The sequence below is a fragment of the Micrococcus porci genome, from assembly GCF_020097155.1.
GTDB lineage: Bacteria > Actinomycetota > Actinomycetes > Actinomycetales > Micrococcaceae > Micrococcus > Micrococcus porci.
On record NZ_CP083691.1, the window covers coordinates 1,723,758 to 1,745,192 of the forward strand.

The following is a 21,435-nucleotide window of genomic DNA, read 5'->3' on the forward strand; positions in this document are numbered from 1 at the left end:
AGGCGAAGGCCCCGGTCCTGTGGACCGGGGCCTTCGTCGTGTGCGCCGCGCTCTAGAGTGGAAGCGGCAGGCGCGCCCCGCCTGCCTCACCGTCACGGAAGGTCCTCACCTGCATGCCTGAGAACGCCCGCGCCCTCCTCCGCCGCCTCGCCCGTGCGCACGGCGTCCAGACCGAGTACGTCGGCCAGGACGGCTCCGACCAGTCCGTCGCGGACGAGACGCTGGTCCGGGTCCTGTCGGCGCTCGGCGTGGAGGTCGACGCCGACGGCGTGGCCGGCCTCACCGAGGCGCTCGATGCGGTGGACGCCGCGCCGTGGCGGGACGTCCTCCCGCCCACCGTCGTCGCCCGGCAGGGGCACCGCTCGACCGTGCCGGTGCACGTCGCCCGCGGTGCGGCCGTGCAGGTGCGGCTGGTGCAGGAGGACGGCCGCGTGGTGGACCTGCCCACCCGTGAGGCGGTCGGGGCAACCCTGGTGGTCGACGGCCAGGAGCGGGTGCGCCACGACCTGGACCTTCCCGAGGACCTGCCGCTGGGCTGGCATCGGCTCGAGGCGGTCTCCGAGACCGGCTCCGTCGCCAGGGCCACGCTCGTCTCCGCCCCCGCCGCGCTGACCACGGCCGCCCCGTTCCTGGCCCGGCGGGGCTGGGGTGTGGCCGCGCAGGGGTACTCGGTGACGTCCTCGGGATCCTGGGGCGTCGGGGACGCCCACGACGCCGGCTCCCTCGCCGAGCTCGCGGCCCCGCACGGGGCGGACTTCCTGCTGCTGCACCCCCTGCACGCGGTCGAGCCGGCGGGCGCCCCCGCGGACTCCCCCTACTCCCCCGTGTCCCGCCGGTTCCTCTCCGCGTTCCTGATCCGCGTCACGGACATCCCCGAGTTCGCCGCGCTGCCCGCCGAGGAGCAGAAGCGGCTGGCCGCCGCGGGCCGCGCGGTGCAGGAGGCCGTGCTCACGGGCGGGACGATCGACCGCGCCGCCGTGGCCGAGGTGCTCTGGCCCGCGCTCGAGGCGGTCTGGCGTGCACCCCGCACGTCCGAGCGCGACGCCGACTATGCCGCCTTCCGCGACCGGCAGGGGACGGGCCTGGACGACTTCGCCGCCTGGTCCGTCCTGCGGCGCGACGCGCTGCGCGCGGGCGTGGCAGGCCCGGATCCGACGGACCCCGCCGCGGGGCCCGGGTCCGACGGCGTCCGGCGGGTGCGCGCCGAGCGCGCGGACGAGCTCGACTTCCACCGCTGGGTGCAGTGGATCGCGGACGAGCAGCTCGCGGCCGCCCAGGAGCGCGCCCGGGAGGCGGGCATGCGGATGGGCGTCATGCTCGACCTCGCCGTCGGCGCCACGCGCGGCTCGGCCGACGCCTGGATGCTCGGTGACGTTCTCGTGCCCTCCATGTCCGTGGGCGCGCCGCCGGAGGTGTTCAACCAGCTCGGCCAGGACTGGTCCCAGCACCCCTGGCATCCGCGGCGTCTGGCCGAGACCGGCTACGCCGCCTTCCGGGACATGCTCCGCACTCTCATGGCGCACGCCGGCGGACTGCGCATGGACCACGTCCTCGGGCTCTTCCGCCTCTGGTGGATCCCGGAGGGCCTCGGCGCCCCGCAGGGCGCCTACGTCCACTACGATCACGAGGCCATGCTGGCCGTCCTGACCCTGGAGGCGGAGCGGGCCGGCGTCGTGGTGATCGGCGAGGACCTGGGCACCTTCGAGCCCTGGGTCCAGCGGCGGCTCGCCGAGGCCGGCGTGCTCGGCACGTCGATTCTCTGGTTCGAGCAGGAGGACGGCGTCCCCACGCCCCCCGAGCAGTACCGGCGCCTCTGCATGGCCGCGGTGAACACCCACGACCTCCCGCCCACGGCGGGCTACCTCGAGGGCGTCCACATCGACCTGCGCGAGCGCCTGGGGCTCTACACCGCGGACGTCGCCGCGGAGCGGCGGCGCTCCGCGGCCGAGGTCGAGGCGTTCCTGGGCGCGGCCCGGAAGCGCGGTCTGCTCGAGGCCACCGGGCCGGACGGGGTCGAGACCGTCGAGGACCGGGTGGTGGCCCTGCACCGGCTGCTCGCGCAGGCGCCGTCGGCGCTGCACTGCGTAGGCCTCGTGGACGCGGTGGGCGAGCGCCGGATCCAGAACCAGCCGGGCACGCTCCAGGAGCAGTATCCGAACTGGACCGTCCCCCTGGGGGACGCCGACGGCCGCGTCCTGACGGTCGAGGACCTCGCCGGCACGGCCTCCGTCAGCCGGCTCTTCGACGCCGTCGCGGCCGAGCTGGACGCCTCGGTGCCGGTGGGGATCGCCGTCGCGTTCCACACCTCGCCGCTCGCACAGCCCGGCCAGGGCGACGCCGGCGGCCTGAACGTCTACGTGCGCCACTCCGCCCGCGCCCTCGCCCGGCTCGGGGTCCGCATGCTGCTGCTCACCCGCGCAGAGTCCCCCGTGGGCCCCTCCGGCGTCCGGGTGACGACCCTCCCCCAGGGCGAGGGCGCCCCGGACGTGACGGTGGTCGAACTGGCCGCCGGCCCGCAGGAGCCCGTGGCGAAGGAGGAACTGCCGGCCCACCGCGAGGCCTTCACGGCCGCGGCCCGGGAGTGGCTCGCCTCCGCCGACGTTCCGGGCGGTCCACTGCTCGGCGCGGCGGGCGCCGCCGCTGCCCGGGTGCGCTTCGTGCACGCCCACTACTGGCTGTCCGGCGACACCGCCGCCGCCGTGGCGGACGACCTGGGCGCGCCACGGGTGCAGACGATGCACACGACCGGAGCGGTCAAGTCCGCCGGGGACCCCGGCCATCCCGAGCCCGCCGAGCGGCTCGCCGCCGAGGCCGACCTGGTCCGCCGCGCCGACCTCCTGGTGGTCAACTCCCCCGCCGAGTCCCGCGACCTCCAGGAGCTCCTCGACGTCGACCGTGACCGTGTCCGAGTGCTGCCCCCGGGCGTGGACCTCGAGTCGTTCACCCCGGAGGGCCCGTCCCGCTGGCCCGGAGGCGACGCCGTCGGCGCCGACGCGCTGCGGGTGCTGTTCGCCGGCCGGGTCCAGGAGCACAAGGGTCCGCACGTGCTCGTCGCCGCGCTCGCCGAGCTGCGGGCCCGCGCCGCGGACGGCGACCCGCGGGTGGTGCTGCACGTCAACGGGGAACAGTCCGGCCCGGCCGACCTGGACCTCCCCGCGCTGGCCGCCCGGCTGGGCGTCGCCGACCTCGTGACGTTCTCCCCGCCCGTGCCGCCGGTCGAGCTCGCCGCACAGATGCGCGCGGCCGACGTCGTCGCCCTGCCCAGCGCCTCGGAGACCTACGGTCTCGTGGCCGTGGAGGCCCAGGCGGCCGGCACGCCGGTGCTCGCGCACCGGGTGGGCGGCCTCGTCCACGCCGTGCAGGACGGCGTCTCCGGCCGTCTGGTCATCCCGAACACGGCGTCGGCGTGGGCGGACGCCCTCGCCGCGGTGCGGGAGGACCGTCAGGCGTGGGACGCCATGGCCCCGGCGGCGGTGCGGCACGCCCGCGCCCACGCCTGGTCCGGCTGGGCGGAGGGACTGCTGGACGCCGTGGCGGGGTTGCCCCGCCCCTGAGCACGCCTCGCCGAGGAGCTCAGGGGCGGGCGCGCCCGGCCGACGGCTCAGGGGCGGGCGTGGCGGATCCGGCCGTCGAGGTGCGGACGCCCGCGGCGCGGGTCCCAGGCGCTGACGCGCGTGGACCCGTCCGCGGCGGCCTCGTAGCGGACGGCCACCCGGGCGGGCAGCACCACTGGCGCGTGGAACTCCACGTCCCATCCGAAGCCCTCTCCGAACGCGGCCGCGCGCGGCTCGCGGCGGTTCAGCATGCGAGCGGCGAGCAGCATGCCGTGGGCGATGGCGCGCCGCTGGCCGAAGGCCCGGGCGGAGAGCGCCGAGAGGTGGATCGGGTTCCAGTCGCCGGACACCTCGGCGTACCGTCGCCCGGCGCCGCCGTCGAACATCCACTGGGCCGTGGGGGCGGGGGGCGTGAACTCCGGCCGCTCCGGGCGCTCCGGCCGGAGCGGGGCCAGGTGCACGCCGCGGGCCAGGTAGCGGGAGACGCCCTCCCACGCGGCGGGCGCGTCGTCGGTCTCACCCGCCTCGCGGACGGCCACCTGCAGGTCCACGGCGGTGCCCGCGTGGTGCGGCACCAGGCCCACGGCCCGCGCCGTCACGTCCAGGGCTTCACCGGCCGCGACGGGGCGGCGGTGCTCCACCGCGTTGGTCAGGTGGACCATCCCGGGCAGGGGCAGGGGGAAGTCGGGCTCCGCCATGAGCGCCATCGCGGCGCCGAACACCTGGGTGTGCACCAGAACGGACGGCACGGAGGCGGGGTCCACGGGGCCGATCTCCGCCTGCCAGCGCCGCAGCGCCCGCTCGGGGATCCGATGCCCCTCCACCACGAGGCGCTCGTCCGGCAGCTCCGCGGGGCGGGTGCGCCGGCGGGCGGCGTCCGCGAGGGCCTGACCGGCCGCCCGGCGGTAGAGCCCGGCCAGCGCGGGCATCGAGGACTCGGTGCGGGTGTGCATGCTCAGGCTCCCAGCATGGACTGGCCGCAGACGCGCAGCGTGGTCCCGTTGATCCCGGACGCCGCGGGCGAGGACAGGAAGGCCACGGCCTCCGCGACGTCCTCGGGCCGGCCCCCCTGCTGGAGGGAGTTCACGCGGCGGCCCAGCTCGCGGGTCACCAGCGGGATCTTGGCGGTCATCTCCGTCTCGATGAAGCCGGGGGCCACGGCGGTGATGCCGCCGCCGCGCGCGGCGAGGTCCGGGGCGGTGGCCGCGGTCAGGCCGATCACGCCCGCCTTGGAGGCGGCGTAGTTCGTCTGTCCGCGGTTGCCCGCGATGCCGGAGATCGAGGCCAGCCCCACGATCCGGATGTCCGGGGACACCACGTCCGCCGCCTCCGCGGAGAGCAGGACCTCGTTGATCGCCAGCTGCGAGGCGGTGTTCACCGCCAGCACGGCGTCCCACCGGGCCGCGTCCATGTTGGCCAGGAGCTTGTCCTTGGTGATGCCCGCGTTGTGCACCACGACGTCCAGGCGTCCGTGCCGGGCCCGGGCGTGCTCGACGATCCGCGCGCCGGCGTCCGGGGCGGTGATGTCGAGGGGCAGGGCGGTGCCGCCGAGCTCGTTGACGATCCGCACGAGGTCCTCGCCCGCGGCGGGCAGGTCCACGCCGACGACGGTGGCCCCGTCGCGGGCGAGGGTGCGGAGGATGGCGGCGCCGATGCCCCGGGCCGCGCCGGTCACGACGGCGACGCGTCCCTCCAGGGGGCGGGCATCGGCGGAGGCCGGGGCGGAGCCCGCTCCGGCGGCCGCGGGCAGGAACTGGCCCGAGACGAAGGCGGCGCGGCCGGAGAGGAGGAACCGCAGCGCGCCGGCGGGACCGGCGTCGCCCAGCCGGGCGCCCCCGCGCAGCAGAAGGCCATTGGCCACCCCGCCGCGCCGCATCTCGTGCGCCAGGGAGCGGGTGAGGCCCATGACCCCGGCCCGGGCGGCGCGCACGGCCGGCACCTCGGCCTCCTCCGGGTCCTCGACCACGGTGACCACGTGGGCGCTCGGCTCGAGGGAGCGCAGCGCGCCGCCGAGCGCGAGGGCCGTGTCGGACAGGTCCCCGGGGGCCGCGACGCCGTCGAAGCAGGCGATGACGGCGGCCAGCCGCTCGCCCTCCGCGGGATGGGCGACGGCGCGGGCACCCTCGGCGGTCACCAGGGCGCGGGCGGCGTCGGCCGCCGACGTCGCGCCGAGCACCAGCACGGTGCCGCGCACGGCGGGGTCGCCGGCCGTGTGGCGGCGCAGCTCGGCCGGCTGGGGCAGGCCCAGTGCTCCGGTGAGCCGCCGTCCGAGGCGGGTGCGGACGAGGTCGCCGTAGGGGTCGTTGGCGGGCATGAGGGTCCTTCCGGTGGGACGGTCGAGTCGGGGGTGGGTGGGACTCAGCGGCCGCGCAGCAGGGCCACGATGCCCTGGCCGCCGGCGGCGCAGACGGAGACGAGGCCGAGGGATCCCTCGCCCTTCTCGTGCAGCATCTTGGAGAGCAGGCCCACGATGCGACCGCCGGTGGCGGCGAACGGGTGCCCGGCGGCCAGCGAGGAGCCGTTCACGTTGAGCTTGGCACGGTCCACGGAGCCGTAGGCGCCCGGCAGGCCGAGCCGGGTGCGGCCGAACTCCTCGTCCTCCCACGCCGCGAGGGTGGCCAGCACGGTGCCGGCGAAGGCCTCGTGGATCTCCACGAAGTCCAGGTCGTCGAGCGTGAGGCCGTGGCGGGCGAGCAGGCGGGGCACGGCGTACACGGGGGACATGAGCAGCCCGTCCTCGCCGTCCACGAAGTCCACCGCGGCGTTCTCCATGTCCACGATCTCGGCGAGCACGGGCAGGTTCCGCTGTACGGCCCAGTCCTCCGAGGAGAGGAGCACGGCGGAGGCGCCGTCGGTCAGGGGTGTGGAGTTGCCGGCCGTCATGGTGGCCTCGTCGCCGAGGTGGCGGCCGAAGGCGGGCTTGAGGCCGGCGAGCTTCTCCACGGTGGAGTCCGGGCGGAGGTTGTTGTCCTTGGCCAGGCCGCGGAAGGGGGTCACCAGGTCGTCCTGGTAGCCGGAGGCGTAGGAGGCGCCGAGGTTGCGGTGGCTGGCGGCGGCGAGCTCGTCCTGGGCCTGGCGGGTGATGCCCCACTGGTGGGTGGTCAGGGCCTGGTGCTCGCCCATGGACATCCCGGTGCGGGGCTCGCCGGCCGCGGCGGGCTCGGGGACGAGCTGGCCGGGGCGCAGGGAGGAGAGGGCCTTGAGGCGGTCCTTGACGGTCTTGGCCGAGTTCAGCTGGAGCAGCACCCGGCGGGCGCTCTCCGAGACGGTCATGGGGGACGCGGAGATGGAGTCCACGCCGCCGCCGATGGCGGAGTCGATGCGGCCGAGGCGGATCTTGTCCGCGAGGGTGCCGATCGCCTCCATGCCGGTGGCGCAGGCGACCTGGATGTCCGCGGCGGGCGTCTCGGAGGAGAGGGCGGAGCCCATGACGGCCTCGCGGGTGAGGTTGAAGTCCTTCGGGTGCTTCATCACCGCGCCGGCCGAGACCTGGCCCAGGCGCTCGCCCTGCAGGCCGAGGCGGGCGACGAGGCCGTCGATGGCGGCGGTGAGCATCTCCTGCTCACCGACCTCGGCGTAGGCGGTGAAGGCGCGGGCGAAGGGGATGCGGTTCGAGCCGACGACGACGGCGGGGCGCAGCTCTCCGCCGGCGATGGCGGGACGGGCGGTCTCGGCGGGGACGCGGGGGGACTCGGTGCTCATGGCGGTCCTTCCAGATAGGCGCGCCGGGCGGCGCGGGGTCGGCGTCTGATGACTGGTACGAACAGTACCTGATACGGTGAGTCATGTGAACTGGAACACCTCGACCGCGCTGGCCCGAGACGGGCGAAGCGCGCGGTGGGACCGGCACCGGCAGGACCGCCGCGTCGTGCTGGTGCGGGCCGCGCGGGCCGCGGTCCACGAGCTCGGCCCCACGGCCTCCATGGACGAAATCGCCGCGCACGCGGGCACGTCCAAGTCGGTCTTCTACCGGTACTTCGGCGACCGGGCGGGACTGCGCCAGGCTGTGGCCGAACGTGTGACCGCCTCCATGGAGCGCCGGCTGCGCGAGGCCGCCGTCGACGCGCCCGACGGCGTGAGCGCCCTGCACCGCATGGTCGCCGAGTGCCTCTCCGTCGCGGCCTCCTCCCCCGCCGTCTACGCGTTCGCCGTCACCCAGGGCGGCGCCGCGGACGGCACCGGCCCCGACCTGGGCCCGTTCTTCGAGCGCATCGCCGCGCTCCTCGCCGAGGGCCTCGCCCGCACCCTGCCCGCGGCCGACGCCGGCCCCGGCACCACCCTGGTGCTGTGGCCGCGCGTCGCCGTCGGCACGGTGCGCGCGGCCGTCGAAGCCTGGCTCGCCACCGAGGAGTCCGTGCGACCGGACCCGGTGCGCACGGCCCACGACGTGGCCGGCTGGCTGCTCGCCGGGCTGCGTTCGGCCGACCCATCCGCCTCCCCCGCCGCCGACACCCACACCCCCACCCAACAAGGAGAACCGTCATGACGGACATTCGCACCGACGCCGCCTCCGCGGCCGAGGCCCTCCCCGCCACCGACGCCGTCCCCCACGACGTCGCCGAGATCGCCCCCGAGGACCCCACGCCGGGCGCGCTCGACGCCGCCGCGCTCCAGGACCTGCTCCTGGGCTCGTGGGCCGAGGCGCACCGCACCGCCCGCGGCCTCGTCAAGGACGAGCGCCTGCACCGCGACCCCGCCCTCGGCATGGACGAGCACCGTGCCCGCGTGCTCGACCAGCTCGGCATCCTCGTCGAGGAGAAGGCCGTGCACCGCGCCTTCCCCGCGGACCTCGGCGGCCAGGACGACCACGGCGGCTCCATCGCCGCGTTCGCCAACCTGGTGCTGGCCGACCCCTCGCTCCAGATCAAGGCAGGCGTGCAGTGGGGCCTGTTCTCCTCCGCGATCCTGCACCTGGGCACCCGTGAGCACCACGAGAAGTGGCTGCCCGGCGCGATGGACCTCTCCATGCCCGGCGCGTTCGCCATGACGGAGATCGGCCACGGCTCCGACGTCGCCTCCATCGCCACCACGGCCACCTACGACGAGGCCACGCAGGAGTTCGTGATCCACACCCCGTTCAAGGCGGCGTGGAAGGACTACCTCGGGAACGCCGCCCTCCACGGGCGGGCCGCCACGGTCTTCGCCCAGCTCATCACCAAGGGCGTGAACCACGGCGTCCACTGCTTCTACGTCCCGATCCGCGACGAGTCGGGCGCCTTCCTGCCCGGCGTCGGCGGCGAGGACGACGGCCTGAAGGGCGGGCTGAACGGCATCGACAACGGCCGCCTCCACTTCGACCATGTCCGCGTGCCGCGCACCCACCTGCTGAACCGCTACGGCGACGTCGCCGAGGACGGCACCTACTCCTCGGACATCGCCTCCCCCGGCCGGCGCTTCTTCACGATGATCGGCACCCTGGTGCAGGGGCGCGTGTCCCTGTCCCTCGCCGCCTCCATCGCGTCCTTCATGGGCCTGCACGGCGCCCTCGCCTACGCCGAGCAGCGCCGCCAGTTCGGCGGCCCCGAGGGCTCGGAGACGCTGCTGCTGGACTACCAGAACCATCAGCGCCGCCTCATCGATCGCCTGGCCCGGACCTACGCGGACCTGTTCGCCGCGAACGAGCTGCTCGAGAAGTTCGACCACGTGTTCTCCGGCGCGGGCGACACGGACAAGGACCGCGAGGAGCTCGAGACCCTCGCCGCAGCGATCAAGCCGCTGACCACCTGGAACGCCCTCGACACCCTGCAGGAGGCCCGCGAGGCCACCGGCGGCATGGGTTTCATGGCCGGGCGCAACCGCCTCCCGCACCTGCGCGCCGACCTGGACATCTTCGTCACCTTCGAGGGCGACAACAACATCCTGCTCCAGCTGGTCGGCAAGCGCCTGCTGACCGACTACTCGGCGGAGTTCGGCAAGCTCAACGTCGGGGCGGTCTCCCGCTGGGCCGCGTCCGAGGCGTCCGACGCCCTGCACCGCGTCGGCCTGCACAAGGCCGCGCAGTCCGTGCACGACCGCGGCGACCAGCGCCGCGCGGCCAACTGGTTCAAGGATCCCCAGGTCCAGCGCGACCTGCTGACGGACCGCGTGCGGACGCGCGTCGCGGACATCGCCTCCACGCTCGGCTCGGCCCGGGGGAAGTCGAAGGCGGAGCAGGCCGCCGCGTTCAACTCGCGCCAGCACGAGCTGATCGAGGTGGCGCGCCACCACGGCGAGCTCCTCCAGTGGGAGGCGTTCACCCGCCAGGTCGAGTCGCTGCCTGCGGGGCAGACCCGCACGGTGCTGACCTGGCTGCGCGACCTGTTCGCGCTGCGCCTCATCGAGGACGACCTCGGCTGGCTCGTGGCCCACGGCCGCGTCTCCTCGGCCCGCGCCCGCGTGCTCCGCGGCTACGTCAACCGCCTGGCCGAGCGCCTGCGCCCCTTCGCCCTGGAGCTCGTGGAGGCATTCGGGCTGGAGCCGGAGCACCTGCGCATGGAGATCGCCACGGACGCCGAGTCGGTCCGACAGCAGGAGGCCGCCGACTGGTTCGCCGCCCGCCGCGCGGCCGGCGAGGAGCCCGTGCACGAGAAGACGCTGCACGCCGGCAAGCGCTGACCAGGCGCCCCGTCGAACGACGGGCCCTTCACCTCCACGAGGTGACGGGCCCGTCGTCGTGCCGCCCCGGGGCGGGAGGGCGCGGTCAGCGGGCGACCGCCGCGTAGACCTCCATGGTGCGGTCCGCGATGGTCTCCCAGGAGAAGTGCTCGATCGCGCGGGCGCGCCCCGCCTCGCCCATCGCCGTGGCCCGTTCGGGGTCGGCCAGGACGGTGGAGAGCGCCTTCGCGAGGTCGGCGGCGAACTTCTCCTCGTCCACGGGGGTGCCGGTGCCGTCGTCGGCCTGCTCCACGGGCACGAGCAGGCCCGTGACGCCGTCGTCCACGACCTCGGGGATGCCGCCCACCGCCGAGGCGACGACCGCGGTGCCGCAGGCCATGGCCTCGAGGTTGACGATCCCGAGGGGCTCGTAGATCGAGGGGCAGGCGAACACGGTGGCGGCGGAGAGGATCTGCGTGACCTCGCCGCGCGGGATCATGCCCTCCACCACGACGACGCCCTCGCGCTCGGCGCGCAGCCGGCCGATCAGGCCCTCGACCTCGCGGGCGAGCTCGGGGGTGTCCGCGGCGCCGACGCACAGCACGAGCTGCACGTCCTCGGGGAGCTGGAGGGCCGCGCGCAGCAGGTGGGGCACGCCCTTCTGCCGGGTGATGCGGCCGACGAAGGCCACGGAGGGCCTGTCCGGATCGATGCCGTACTTCGTGAGGGCGTCGGTGCCGGTCTGCGGGGTCCACAGCTGCGTGTCGATGCCGTTGTGCACCGTGTGCACCTTGGCGGGGTCGACGTCCGGGTAGCAGCGCAGGATGTCCCGGCGCATGCCCTCGGACACCGCGATGACCGCGGCGGCTCCGTGGTAGGCCGTGGACTCGGCCCAGCTGGAGAGGGCGTAGCCGCCGCCGAGCTGCTCGGCCTTCCAGGGGCGGAGCGGCTCCAGCGAGTGCGCCGAGAGCACGTGCGGCACGCCGTGCATCAGCCCGCCCAGGTGACCGGCCATGTTGGCGTACCAGGTGTGGGAGTGGATGACGTCCGCCCCGTCGAGGTCCCCGACGATGTCCAGGTCGGTGACGAGCGTCTGGACCGCGCCGTTGGCGGACTCGAAGCCGGCGGGCTGGGCGTACGAGGTCACCGTGGCCCCGTGGTAGTCGGGTTCGCGGGCGCCGCCGAAGGCGTGGACGTGCACGTCGGCGCGGGAGGAGAGGACACGGGTCAGCTCGGCCACGTGGACGCCGGCGCCGCCGTAGATGGTCGGGGGGAACTCTTTGGTCACGATGTCGATGCGCACGCCTCCAACCTAGTCGGGGCCGGAACGGCTCGATAGTCTGGCGGCACGCCGGGCCCCACGGCCCGCGCACGGACATGGCACGCGCAGGCACCCCAGGAAACCCAAGGAAGTGGTCGAGCGATGGTGGAGAAGAAGGTCCTCTCTGTGGTTCTCGCGGGAGGCGAGGGCAAGCGGCTCATGCCCCTGACGGCGGACCGCGCCAAGCCGGCCGTGCCGTTCGGCGGTGAGTACCGGCTGATCGACTTCGCGCTCTCCAACCTGGTGAACTCGCGCTTCCGCGAGATCGTCGTGCTGACGCAGTACAAGTCGCACTCCCTGGACCGCCACATCTCGGAGACCTGGCGCATGTCCACCATGCTGAACAACTACGTGGCCACGGTCCCGGCCCAGCAGCGGCGCGGCAAGGACTGGTTCACGGGCTCGGCCAACGCGATCTACCAGTCGATGAACCTCATCTCCGACGCGCGGCCGGACATCGTCGTCGTCATCGGCGCGGACCACGTCTACCACATGGACTTCCAGCAGATGGTGGACCACCACGTCGCCTCCGGGGCGAAGGCCACGGTGGCAGCGGTCCGTCAGCCGCTGGAGCTGGCCGACCAGTTCGGCGTCATCGAGACCGACGCCACGGACCCCGGGCGCATCACGGCGTTCGTGGAGAAGCCGGCCACCACGCCGGGCCTGGCGGACGATCCGGCCCAGTTCCTCGCGTCCATGGGCAACTACGTGTTCGACACGGACGCGCTCGTCGAGGCCCTCAACGCCGACGACGCCAACCCGGAGTCCAACAACGACATGGGCGGCGACATCGTCCCCTACTTCGTCGGGCGCGGCGAGGCCGGCGTCTACGACTTCACCACCAACGAGGTGCCCGGCGGCACCCCCGGCAAGCACTACTGGCGGGACGTCGGCACCTTGGACTCCTACTACGACGCACACATGGACCTCGTGCAGCCGTGGCCGGAGTTCAACCTCTACAACCGCGCCTGGCCGCTCTACACCCGCCAGTCGGTGTCCCCGCCCGCCAAGCTCGTGCGATCGGCCTCGCGCCGACCCGGCACCGCCGGCGACTCCATCCTGGCCCAGGGCGTCGTGATCTCGGGCGGCACCGTCGCGCAGTCGGTGCTCTCCACGGACGTGCGCGTCGGCAACGAGGCGTGGGTGGAGCAGTCGGTGCTGCTGGACTCCGTGACCGTCGGCGAGGGCGCGCACGTGCGCAACGCCATCATCGACAAGAACGTGGTCATCCCGGCCGGCGCCCGCATCGGCTTCGACCGCGCCGAGGACGAGGCGAACGGCTACACCGTCACCGACTCCGGCCTGACGGTGCTGTCCAAGAACCAGCGGGTCCCCGACCCCCGCTGAACCGCCCCGTGAGGTCCCGTCGCCGGCGCGTCCCACTTCCCGCCGGCACGTCGGCGGCGCTCGGTGCCCCGAGTGTGACGTGATACACCGGCTGTGATGGGATGTCCTGCATGACCGACTCCCCCACGCTCACGCGGGACGAGGCTCGCGCCCGGGCCCGCCTGATCACCGTCCACGACTACGACGTCCACGTGGACGTCAGCGGCGCCGCGGACGCCAGCGCCGCCGCCTATCCGGTGACCGCCACGATCCGCTTCGACTGCGCCGAGCCCGGAGCGGAGACCTGGCTGGACTGGATCTCAGCCTCCGTGGAGTCCGTGGAGCTCAACGGCGAGGCGCTCGACCCGGCCGTCGTCGCGTCCCGCTCCCGCGTGCGCCTGCCGGACCTGGCCGCGCAGAACACGGTGACGCTGCGCGGAACCTCGCTGTACTCCCGCTCCGGGGAGGGTCTGCACCGCTTCGTCGACCCGGCCGACGGGCGCACCTACCTGTACACGCAGTACGAGCCGGCCGACGCGCGACGCGTGTTCCCGGACTTCGAGCAGCCCGACCTCAAGGCGTCCTTCACGTTCCGCCTGACGGGTCCGGCGGACTGGGTGCTGGCCTCCAACGGGGCCGAGGTGGGCCGCGAGGACGCCGGGGAGGGTGCGGTGACGGTGGCCTTCGCCCCCACGCGCCGGCTCTCGACGTACATCACGGCCCTCGTGGCCGGACCCTACGCCGTGGTCGAGGACCGCTGGGACGGCCACGCCGCCACCGGCGCCGAGCCCCTCCCCCTGCGCGTGATGTGCCGGCGGGCCCTCGCCGAGCACCTGGACGCCGACGAGCTGTTCCGCATCACGAAGGCCGGCCTGGACTTCTTCCACGACCTGTTCGGCATCCCCTACGAGTGGGGCGCCTACGACCAGGCGTTCGTGCCCGAGTACAACCTCGGCGCCATGGAGAACCCCGGCCTGGTGACCTTCACCGAGCACTACATCCACGACACCGCCCCCACCCGCGGGCAGCTCGAGGGGCGCGCCACCACGGTCCTCCACGAGATGGCGCACATGTGGTTCGGCGACCTGGTCACCATGCGCTGGTGGGACGACCTCTGGCTCAAGGAGTCCTTCGCGGACTACATGGGCACGCTCGCCGCGGACGAGGCGGCCGGGTTCGACGAGTCCTGGACGACCTTCGCCTCGCGCCGCAAGGCCTGGGCCTACGTGCAGGACGCCTACCCGACGACGCACCCCATCGTCGCCGACATCGTGGACCTCGAGGCCGCCCGGCAGAACTTCGACGGCATCACCTACGCCAAGGGCGCGTCCGTCCTGAAGCAGCTGGCGGCGTTCGTGGGCCGGGACGCGTTCATGGAGGCCGCCCGCGTCTACTTCCACCGTCATGCCTGGGGCAACGCGGAGCTGGACGACTTCCTCGCCGTGCTCGGCGCGGCCTCCGGCCGGGACATGAGCGCCTGGGCGGACGCCTGGCTGCGCACCGCCGGCGTGCCCGCCCTGGCCGTGGAGGTCGACGGCGACGGCGCCCCCGTGCTGGTCCAGTCCGGCGTCGACCCGAGGACGGGTGAGCCCATCCGCCGCCCCCACGTGCTCCGGGTGGGCGTGTTCACCCCCGACGCCGACGGCGCCCTGACCCGGACCGCGCAGGTGGACGCGGACATCGCCGCCGGGGCCGAGCGGACCACGCTGCCCGGGCTGGCGGTTCCCGACGGCCCGCGGCTGATCCTGCCCAACGACGAGGACCTCACCTACGCCGCCGTCGCCCTCGACGAAGCCTCCCTGGACGCCGTGCTCACCCGTCCCGTGGCCGACCCCCTGGCGCAGGCCACCGTCTGGGCGGCCCTGTGGTCCATGGTCCGCGAGGGAACGCTGCCCGCCGCGCGGTTCGTGGGCGCGGTGCAGGAGCTGTCCGCCTCCGTGGCCGGCGTGGCCGTGTACACGCAGGTGGTCTCCCAGGCCGCGGCCGCCGTGGAGCTGTACGCGACGGCCGCCCAGCGGGGTGCCCTGCGGGCCGGCCTCGGCGAGCACCTGCTGTCCGCCCTGCGCTCCCTCGAGGCCGGCGGGGACCGGCAGCGCGCGGCCGTCCGCACCCTCGCGGTGCTGGCCCGCGGTGACGCCGACCTCGCCCGCCGTCTGGAGACCGCGGTCCTCGAGGACGCCGAGACCGGCGCGCCCGGCCTCGCGGTGGATGCGGAGATCCGCTGGCTCGTGCTGCAGGCGTTGGCGGCCACGGGTTCGGCCGACCGGGCCCGGCTCGATGCCGCCCTGGCGGAGGAGCGGACGGCCAAGACGGTGGTCGCCCACCGGCTCGCCGTCCAGGCGATCCCCGACCCGGCCGTGAAGCGCGCCGCCTGGGACGCGGTCCTGGCCGGGGAGGACGCTGAGGGGCAGGCCCTGTCCAACGATCTGCTGTCCGCGACGGCCTCCGGGTTCGCCGCCGGCGGGCACGACCTGGTCGACCCCTTCGAGCCGGGCTTCTGGGGCGAACTGGAGGGGCTGTGGTCCTCGCGGTCCAACGGACTGGCCTCACGGGCGATCTCCGGCCTGTTCCCCCTGCACCAGGACGCCCTGCCCGGGGACGCGGCGGCCCAGGAGGCGCACCCGGTCCTCGCCCGGGCGCAGGCGTGGCTGGACGAGCACACCGCGGCCCCGGGCGCGCTGCGACGCCTGGTCGTCGAGCAGACGGACGCCCTGCGCCGGTCGCTGCGCGTGCAGGCGGCCCAGCCGACCCCGTGACCCGACATCCCCCCGCCCGGAAAGCCGTCGGACCCGGTGGCGGTCACGCGTGGGACGGGGCGCGTCCGGTCAGGGGACGCGGGCGGTCCACTCCGGTGACGAGAACTTGGTGCGGGCCAGTTCCTCGGCGCGGGCGCGGGTGTCGGCGTCGAGCTCGACCCGGCGGGCGCCGTAGCGGCGCTCGAACACGGCCATCATGGTCTCCCAGATCTGCTCGCGGGGCACGCCGGTCTGGCGGCGGAGGGGGTCGACGCGCTTCTTCGCGGAGGCGACGCCCTTGCCCCGCAGCTTCTCCCGGCCGATCCGCAGCACCTCCGTCATCTTGTCCGCGTCGATGTCGTAGCTCATGGTGACGTGGTGCAGCAGCCCGGTGGCGCCGAACCGCTTCTGGGCCGCGCCGCCGATCTTCCCCTGGTCCGTGGCGATGTCGTTGAGCGGCTGGTAGAACGCCTGCACGCCAAGCTCCCGGAGGGCCTCCATGACCCACTCGTCCAGGAACGGGTAGGACTCGGCGGTGTCGATGCCGTCCACGAGCGAGGCCGGCGCGGACAGGGCGAACGTGACGCAGTTGTCCGCCTCCATGAACATCGCGCCGCCGCCGGAGACGCGCCGCACCACGTGGATCCCGTGGCGGGTGACGCCGTCCGGGTCGACCTCGTTGGCGAGGGACTGGAACGCGCCGATCACCACGGCGGGCTCCGTCCACTGCCACAGGCGCATCACGGGGTTGCGGCGGCCCGCGGCCACGTCCTCCGTGAGGATCTGGTCCAGGGCGGTGTTCATCTCGATGGGCAGCGGCTCGGGTGGGAGGATCTCCCACCGGTGGGACTCCCACGTGGTGGCCAGACCCACCGCACGACGCACGGCGGTGGCGACGGCCTCGGCGTCGAACCCGAACAGGCGGGCCTCGGGGCGCAGCCCGGCGCGGACGCGCTCGGCCAGCACGTGGTGCTCGGTGTCCGCGGGCAGCCCGGTGAGCGCGGCGTTGATGTCCTCGAGGGCGTCGTCCGGCTCCAGGAAGAAGTCGCCGTTCACCGACGCGCGGACGATCACCCCGTCCTGCACCTCCAAGTCGGCGGCCACCAGCTTTCCGCCGAGGACCTTGAACTCTCCGTGATGCGTCGTCTGGGTGCTCATGGCTTCAGCCTAGGACGACGCCGGCCCCGCACCCTCCATGGCGGAGGTGCGGGGCCCGGCGTTGTGCGGCGCGAGAGCGGCTCAGGCCGCTGCGATCACTTCTTGCCGCCGAAGCCCTTGAACCGCGCGTTGAAGCGCTCCACGCGGCCGGCGGTGTCCATGATGCGCTGCTTGCCCGTGTAGAACGGGTGCGACGCGGCCGAGATCTCGACATCGATCACGGGGTAGGTGTTGCCGTCGGTCCACTCGGCGGTCTTCTCGGAGGTCGCGGTGGTGCGGGTGAGGATCTTCTCACCGGAGGCGAGGTCGTTGAAGATGACGTAGCGGTAATCCGGGTGGATCTCAGACTTCATGGTGTGTTCCTTCGTTCCAGCCGCCTGACTGTGACCAGGGGCGCGAGAGGTGTGGTCGTGGGGTCCGCCGGGCGGCGGGCCAGCGGCCCACTCTACACGACGCGGGGACATCGTCCGGCTCAGGCCGCGGGCGTGTCCCGGGGCCGCAGCTCCCACAGCGCCACGGCGGCGGCTGCGGCCACGTTCAGGGAGTCGACGCCGGCCGGCATGGGGATGACGACGTGGGCGTCCACGGCGGCGAGCGTCTCGGGCCGCACGCCGGGGCCCTCCTGACCCAGCACGAGGGCGAGGCGCTCGGCGGTGCGGACGGGCTCGAGCTCCGGGGAGTCCAGGCCGACGGCGCGGTCGGTCACCTCGAGGGCGGCCGTCGCGAACCCGGCGGCGCGCAGGGCGGGCAGCGCCTCCTCGAGGGGACCGTCCGCCCGGGCCCAGGGCAGGCGGAACACCGTCCCCATGGAGACGCGGATCGCGCGCCGGTAGAGGGGGTCCGCCGCCCGCGGGGTGAGCAGCAGCGCGTCCCAGCCGAGGGCCACCGCAGATCGGACCACGGCCCCGAGGTTGGTGTGGTCCACCAGGTCCTCGGCGATGAGCACGCGGTGCGCACCGTCCAGTGCTTCTGCGACGCTCCGGGGCGCCGGCCGGTCCATCGCGGCCAGGGCGCCGCGGTGCAGGTGGAATCCGGTCAGGGCGGTCAGCACCTCGTCCGGGCCGGTGAACACGGGCACGCCCGGGTGGGCGGCGATCACGTCCGCGAAGGTCTCCCGGTAGCGGTCCCCGAGCAGGAACGAGCGCGGGGCATGCCCGGCGTCGAGGGCGCGGCGCACCACGGGCGAGGACTCGGCGAGGAACACGCCGTGGGCGGCGTCGACGTCCCGGCGCAGGGCCGCGTCGGTGAGCGTCGTGTACGGCGCGAGCCGGGGATCGGCCAGGTCGGCGGCCGACTGCAGGCGCACCTCCCCCGGAAACGGTGCGGGAGCGCCGTCGTCGGGCATCTCAGGCCCCCGCCAGGCGGGACAGCATGCTCACCAGGCCCGCCACGCCGATCACGACGATGGTGACGCGCAGCGCCGTCGGGGACATCCGGCGTCCGATCCGCGCCCCCACCGACCCGCCGACCAGGGAGGAGACGGCGATCAGCAGGACGGCACGCCAGTCGATGCGGTCGAAGGCGAAGACCAGGTAGAAGACGGCGGCGGTGAGGTTCACGGTCAGGGACAGCCACGTCTTCACCGCGTTGGCGTGCACCAGCGTGCCGCCGACCAGCATCACGCCGAAGATCGCCATGAGCATCACGCCCTGCGCCGCCACGAAGTACCCGCCGTAGATGCCCGTGAGGAACACCAGCGTCCACAGGGCAGGGCTCGCCGGCCCCACCGGCACCGGCGAGTCGGCGCCGGGCACGTGCCCGTGCTCCCCCGCCGAGCGACGCCGCACCCACGCCTGGATGCGCGGCTGCAGGACCACGATGGTCAGGGCGAGCACCAGCAGGCACGGGGCCACAGAGGCGAACACCGTCGGGGGGAGCACCGTCAGCAGCGTCGCACCGATGACGGCGCCCAGGAACGAGGCGAGGGTCAGGCGGGGCAGCAGCGCCCGCGACTCGCGCAGCTCCCGCCGGTACCCGTAGGTCCCGGAGAAGCCGGAGGCCACGAGCCCCATGGCGTTGGAGACCTGTGCGGTCACCGGCGGGAAGCCGACCGCCACGAGCACCGGGAACGTCACCAGCGTCCCGGAGCCGATGATCGAGTTGATCGTGCCCGCCCAGAACCCGGCGAGCAGGACCAGCGCCACCTGCCACAGGTCCATGCCCAGGACCGGGGCGGTCAGCAGGTCCATCACGCCGCCACGGCGGTGTAGCGCCCGTCCGCCCGGGTCACCCTCAGCGGGGTGCCGAAGGCGGTGGAGAGGTGCTCGGCCGTCAGCGTCTCCTCCAGCGGTCCCGCCTGGACCACGGCGCCGTCGGCCAGCAGCAGCGCGTGCGTGAAGCCCGGGGGCACCTCCTCCAGGTGGTGCGTCACCAGGACGGTGGCGGGGGCGTCCTCGTCCGCGGCGAGCTCGGACAGCTGGCCCACGAGGGCCTCGCGGCCGGCCACGTCCAGGCCGGCGGCCGGCTCGTCCAGCAGGAGCAGCTCGGGGTCGGTCATGAGGGCGCGGGCGATCAGCACGCGCTTCCGCTCGCCTTCGGACAGCGTGCCGAACCGGCGGTGCGCCAGTCGGGACAGGCCCCACTCGGAGACCAGGCCGAGGGCCCGGGCGCGGTCCTCGACCTCGTACTCCTCGCGCCACCGGCCGGTCATCCCGTAGGAGGCGGTGATGACGGCGTCCTGCACGGTCTCGTCGTCGCGCACCTGGTTCGCCAGGAGGGCGGAGGACAGGCCGATGCGCGGGCGCAGCTCGAACACGTCGACCGCGCCGAGCACCTCGTCGAGGATCGCGACGTCGCCGGACGTGGGGAACATGCGGGAGGCGGCGATCTGCAGCAGAGTGGACTTGCCGGCGCCGTTCGGCCCCATGACGACCCAGCGCTCCCCCGCGCGGACCGTCCAGTCGATCCCGGCGAGGATCTGCTTGGCGCCCCGGCGCACGGCGACGTCCCGCAGCTGCAGGACGGCGTCCTCGTCGGGGGTGAACACGTCGTGCTCGACGACGGGGCGGGGGCTCGGATCCTGGGGGGCGGTGTTCATGGAGACCAGCCTAGTGGGGCGCCGCCTAGGATCGGGGCATGACCCAGGCCCGCCACCTCCTGTACCGCGCCGTGCCCGCCGGGACCGACTCCCCCGTCGCCCCCGCATGGGCGCCGCTGCCCGCCGACGCCGAGCACCTCGCCGCGGACGGCCTGGCCGGCCTGCGCTGGGAGGGGTCCGTGCCGTCGGCCGAGGAGGCCACCGCGCTCCCGGAGGACTGGGCCCTGGCGAGCCTGCCGCAGTCCGTGGCCGCCGCCCCGACGCCGCTGGTGGTCACTGACGTGGACTCCACGCTGATCCAGCAGGAGGTCATCGAGCTGCTGGCCGCCCACACCGGGCGCGAGGCGGAGGTGGCGGCCGTCACGGAGCGGGCCATGCGCGGCGAGCTGGACTTCGCCCAGTCCCTGCACGCGCGCGTCGAGGCGCTGGCGGGGCTGCCGGCCTCGGTCGTCGACGACGTCGTGGCCCGGGTGCGGCCCACCGACGGCGCCGTGGAGCTGATCGCGGCCGTGAACGCCGCGGGAGGCCGCGTCTGCGCCGTCTCCGGTGGATTCACCCAGGTGCTCGCACCGCTGGCCGAGGCGTGGGGCGTGCACGCCTACTGCGCCAACGAGCTCGAGGTGCGGGACGGGCACCTGAGCGGGAAGGTGCTCGGCGACGTCGTGGACCGCGCGGCGAAGGCGGCGATGCTGCGTGCCTGGGCCGAGGACGCGGGGCTCTCCCCCGAGCAGGCCGTGGGGGTGGGCGACGGCGCCAACGACATCGACCTGCTGGAGGTGGCCGGCTGCGGCGTGGCCCTGTGCGCGAAGCCGATCCTCCGGGAGCACGCGGACGTCGTCATCGACGTGCCCTCCTTCACCCCACTGCGGTGGCTCCTCGGTCTCTGAGCCGCCCGCGCCCGGATGCATCGAGGGCCGGATCCCGTGGGATCCGGCCCTCGACGTCAGGGGGTGCGGTGCGGTTCAGTCCTGCCCCAGGAAGTCCTGCGCCCCGCCGACGAGCTCGGTGTGGCCGACCTCGAGGTCGGTCCGGCCCACGAGCGCGGCCACCTCGGCGGCGAACTCCTCCACCGAGTACAGCTTCCCCGCGGCCTCGCGGCGGGCCTCGATGGCGCCCGGCTCGGCGCGGTTCAGCAGGGTGGCGGTGATGGTGCCCTCGATCATGTCGCCGGACACCACGACGAAGCCCACGCCCTTGGCCTCGAAGGCCGGGATGCGCTCGCGGAGGGCGTCCTCGCCGGCGCGCTTGGAGCGGGCCACCGGCTCGTAGGCGTCCATCGTGGCCACCTCGTCGATGAAGTGCGCCTGGTGGGAGGTCACGAACACGATCTGCCCGCCGGCGGACATGCGCTCCAGCGCGGCGTCGGCCAGGGCCGCCTGAGCGTCGCGGTTGAGCGTCATGGCGTAGTCCTCGCCGAACTGGGACTCCATGCCGCCGGACGCGTTGAGCACCAGCACGTCCAGGGAGCCGAAGTTGTCGATCGCCGCGTCCAGCAGCGCCGCGCGGTCCTCGGCCACGGTCACGTCGCCGCCCACGGCGACGGCGCGCCCGCGGGCGGCCTCGATGGCCTGGACCACCTTGTTCGCGCGGGGCGCCTTCTGGCGGTAGTTCACGACGACGCCCGCCCCGCGGGCGGCGAGCAGCTGTGCGGTCTCGGCGCCGATGCCGCGCGAGGATCCTGTGACGACGACGCCCTTGCCGGCGAGGTCCTGGGTGGTCATGGTGCTCCTT

Annotated in this window: 16 protein-coding genes; 6 read left to right on the plus strand and 10 right to left on the minus strand. The window is 74.4% G+C overall.

Features of this window, described 5'->3' with window-relative positions:
- Window positions 1-113 precede the first annotated feature (113 nt).
- A complete protein-coding gene (gene malQ / locus KW076_RS08160) occupies window positions 114-3,554 on the plus strand; it encodes a 4-alpha-glucanotransferase (RefSeq protein WP_224354879.1) in 3,441 nt (1,146 codons plus the stop codon).
- A 47-nt stretch (window positions 3,555-3,601) separates the two neighbouring features.
- On the opposite strand, the gene KW076_RS08165 is transcribed toward malQ, so the two are convergent.
- Genes KW076_RS08165 through KW076_RS08175 form a run of 3 tightly spaced genes read right to left on the minus strand, consistent with a single transcriptional unit; the run spans window position 3,602 to window position 7,256 of the window.
- A complete protein-coding gene (locus KW076_RS08165; protein WP_224354880.1) occupies window positions 3,602-4,507 on the minus strand; it encodes a MaoC family dehydratase in 906 nt (301 codons plus the stop codon).
- Between the two features lie 2 nt (window positions 4,508-4,509).
- Complete coding sequence (locus tag KW076_RS08170) at window positions 4,510-5,868, minus strand: 3-oxoacyl-ACP reductase (RefSeq protein ID WP_224354881.1); 1,359 nt, start codon at window positions 5,866-5,868, stop codon at window positions 4,510-4,512.
- Window positions 5,869-5,912: 44 nt separating this feature from the next.
- Window positions 5,913-7,256 carry an acetyl-CoA C-acetyltransferase gene (locus tag KW076_RS08175; RefSeq protein ID WP_224354882.1) on the minus strand — a complete coding sequence of 448 codons (1,344 nt, stop codon included), beginning with the start codon at window positions 7,254-7,256 and terminating at the stop codon, window positions 5,913-5,915.
- Between the two features lie 85 nt (window positions 7,257-7,341).
- Here KW076_RS08175 and KW076_RS08180 point away from each other — a divergent pair, with 85 nt between their 5' ends.
- Both KW076_RS08180 and KW076_RS08185 read left to right on the plus strand, forming a co-directional pair.
- Entirely contained in the window at window positions 7,342-8,040 is a 699-nt protein-coding gene (locus tag KW076_RS08180) for a TetR/AcrR family transcriptional regulator (protein WP_224354883.1), read from the plus strand.
- Window positions 8,037-10,148: an acyl-CoA dehydrogenase family protein gene (locus KW076_RS08185; RefSeq protein WP_224354884.1), complete on the plus strand. Its 2,112-nt coding sequence runs from the start codon at window positions 8,037-8,039 to the stop codon at window positions 10,146-10,148. Before KW076_RS08180 ends, KW076_RS08185 begins: the two co-directional genes overlap by 4 nt.
- A gap of 85 nt (window positions 10,149-10,233) precedes the next feature.
- Here KW076_RS08185 and glgA read toward each other — a convergent pair whose 3' ends face one another.
- Window positions 10,234-11,430 carry a glycogen synthase gene (gene glgA, locus KW076_RS08190; RefSeq protein WP_224354885.1) on the minus strand — a complete coding sequence of 399 codons (1,197 nt, stop codon included), beginning with the start codon at window positions 11,428-11,430 and terminating at the stop codon, window positions 10,234-10,236.
- A gap of 120 nt (window positions 11,431-11,550) precedes the next feature.
- On the opposite strand from glgA, the gene glgC reads away from it, so the two are divergent.
- On the plus strand, window positions 11,551-12,795 hold the full coding sequence (glgC, locus tag KW076_RS08195) for a glucose-1-phosphate adenylyltransferase (protein ID WP_224354886.1): 1,245 nt from the start codon (window positions 11,551-11,553) through the stop codon (window positions 12,793-12,795).
- 110 nt (window positions 12,796-12,905) lie between these two features.
- Complete coding sequence (pepN, locus tag KW076_RS08200; protein ID WP_350354978.1) at window positions 12,906-15,530, plus strand: aminopeptidase N; 2,625 nt, start codon at window positions 12,906-12,908, stop codon at window positions 15,528-15,530.
- 69 nt (window positions 15,531-15,599) lie between these two features.
- Here the strand turns inward: pepN and lplB are convergent, their stop codons facing one another.
- From lplB to KW076_RS08225, 5 genes are all read right to left on the minus strand, one after another.
- Entirely contained in the window at window positions 15,600-16,667 is a 1,068-nt protein-coding gene (lplB, locus tag KW076_RS08205) for a lipoate-protein ligase small subunit (RefSeq protein ID WP_224354888.1), read from the minus strand.
- 95 nt (window positions 16,668-16,762) lie between these two features.
- The gene (locus KW076_RS08210) at window positions 16,763-17,020 is read right to left on the minus strand and encodes a type B 50S ribosomal protein L31 (protein WP_224354889.1); all 258 of its coding nucleotides are present in this window, start codon (window positions 17,018-17,020) and stop codon (window positions 16,763-16,765) included.
- A gap of 119 nt (window positions 17,021-17,139) precedes the next feature.
- Window positions 17,140-18,012: a TrmH family RNA methyltransferase gene (locus KW076_RS08215; RefSeq protein WP_224354890.1), complete on the minus strand. Its 873-nt coding sequence runs from the start codon at window positions 18,010-18,012 to the stop codon at window positions 17,140-17,142.
- A 1-nt stretch (window position 18,013) separates the two neighbouring features.
- Window positions 18,014-18,856: a sulfite exporter TauE/SafE family protein gene (locus KW076_RS08220; protein ID WP_434084313.1), complete on the minus strand. Its 843-nt coding sequence runs from the start codon at window positions 18,854-18,856 to the stop codon at window positions 18,014-18,016.
- On the minus strand, window positions 18,856-19,704 hold the full coding sequence (locus tag KW076_RS08225) for an ABC transporter ATP-binding protein (protein ID WP_224354892.1): 849 nt from the start codon (window positions 19,702-19,704) through the stop codon (window positions 18,856-18,858). The genes KW076_RS08220 and KW076_RS08225 overlap by 1 nt, the downstream gene beginning before the upstream one ends.
- 38 nt (window positions 19,705-19,742) lie before the next feature.
- Here KW076_RS08225 and serB point away from each other — a divergent pair, with 38 nt between their 5' ends.
- Window positions 19,743-20,591 (plus strand): phosphoserine phosphatase SerB, encoded by an 849-nt coding sequence (gene serB, locus KW076_RS08230; protein ID WP_224354893.1) that lies wholly within the window; start codon window positions 19,743-19,745, stop codon window positions 20,589-20,591.
- 75 nt (window positions 20,592-20,666) lie between these two features.
- Here serB and KW076_RS08235 read toward each other — a convergent pair whose 3' ends face one another.
- Window positions 20,667-21,425 (minus strand): SDR family oxidoreductase, encoded by a 759-nt coding sequence (locus KW076_RS08235; RefSeq protein ID WP_224354894.1) that lies wholly within the window; start codon window positions 21,423-21,425, stop codon window positions 20,667-20,669.
- Between the last annotated feature and the right edge of the window lie 10 nt (window positions 21,426-21,435).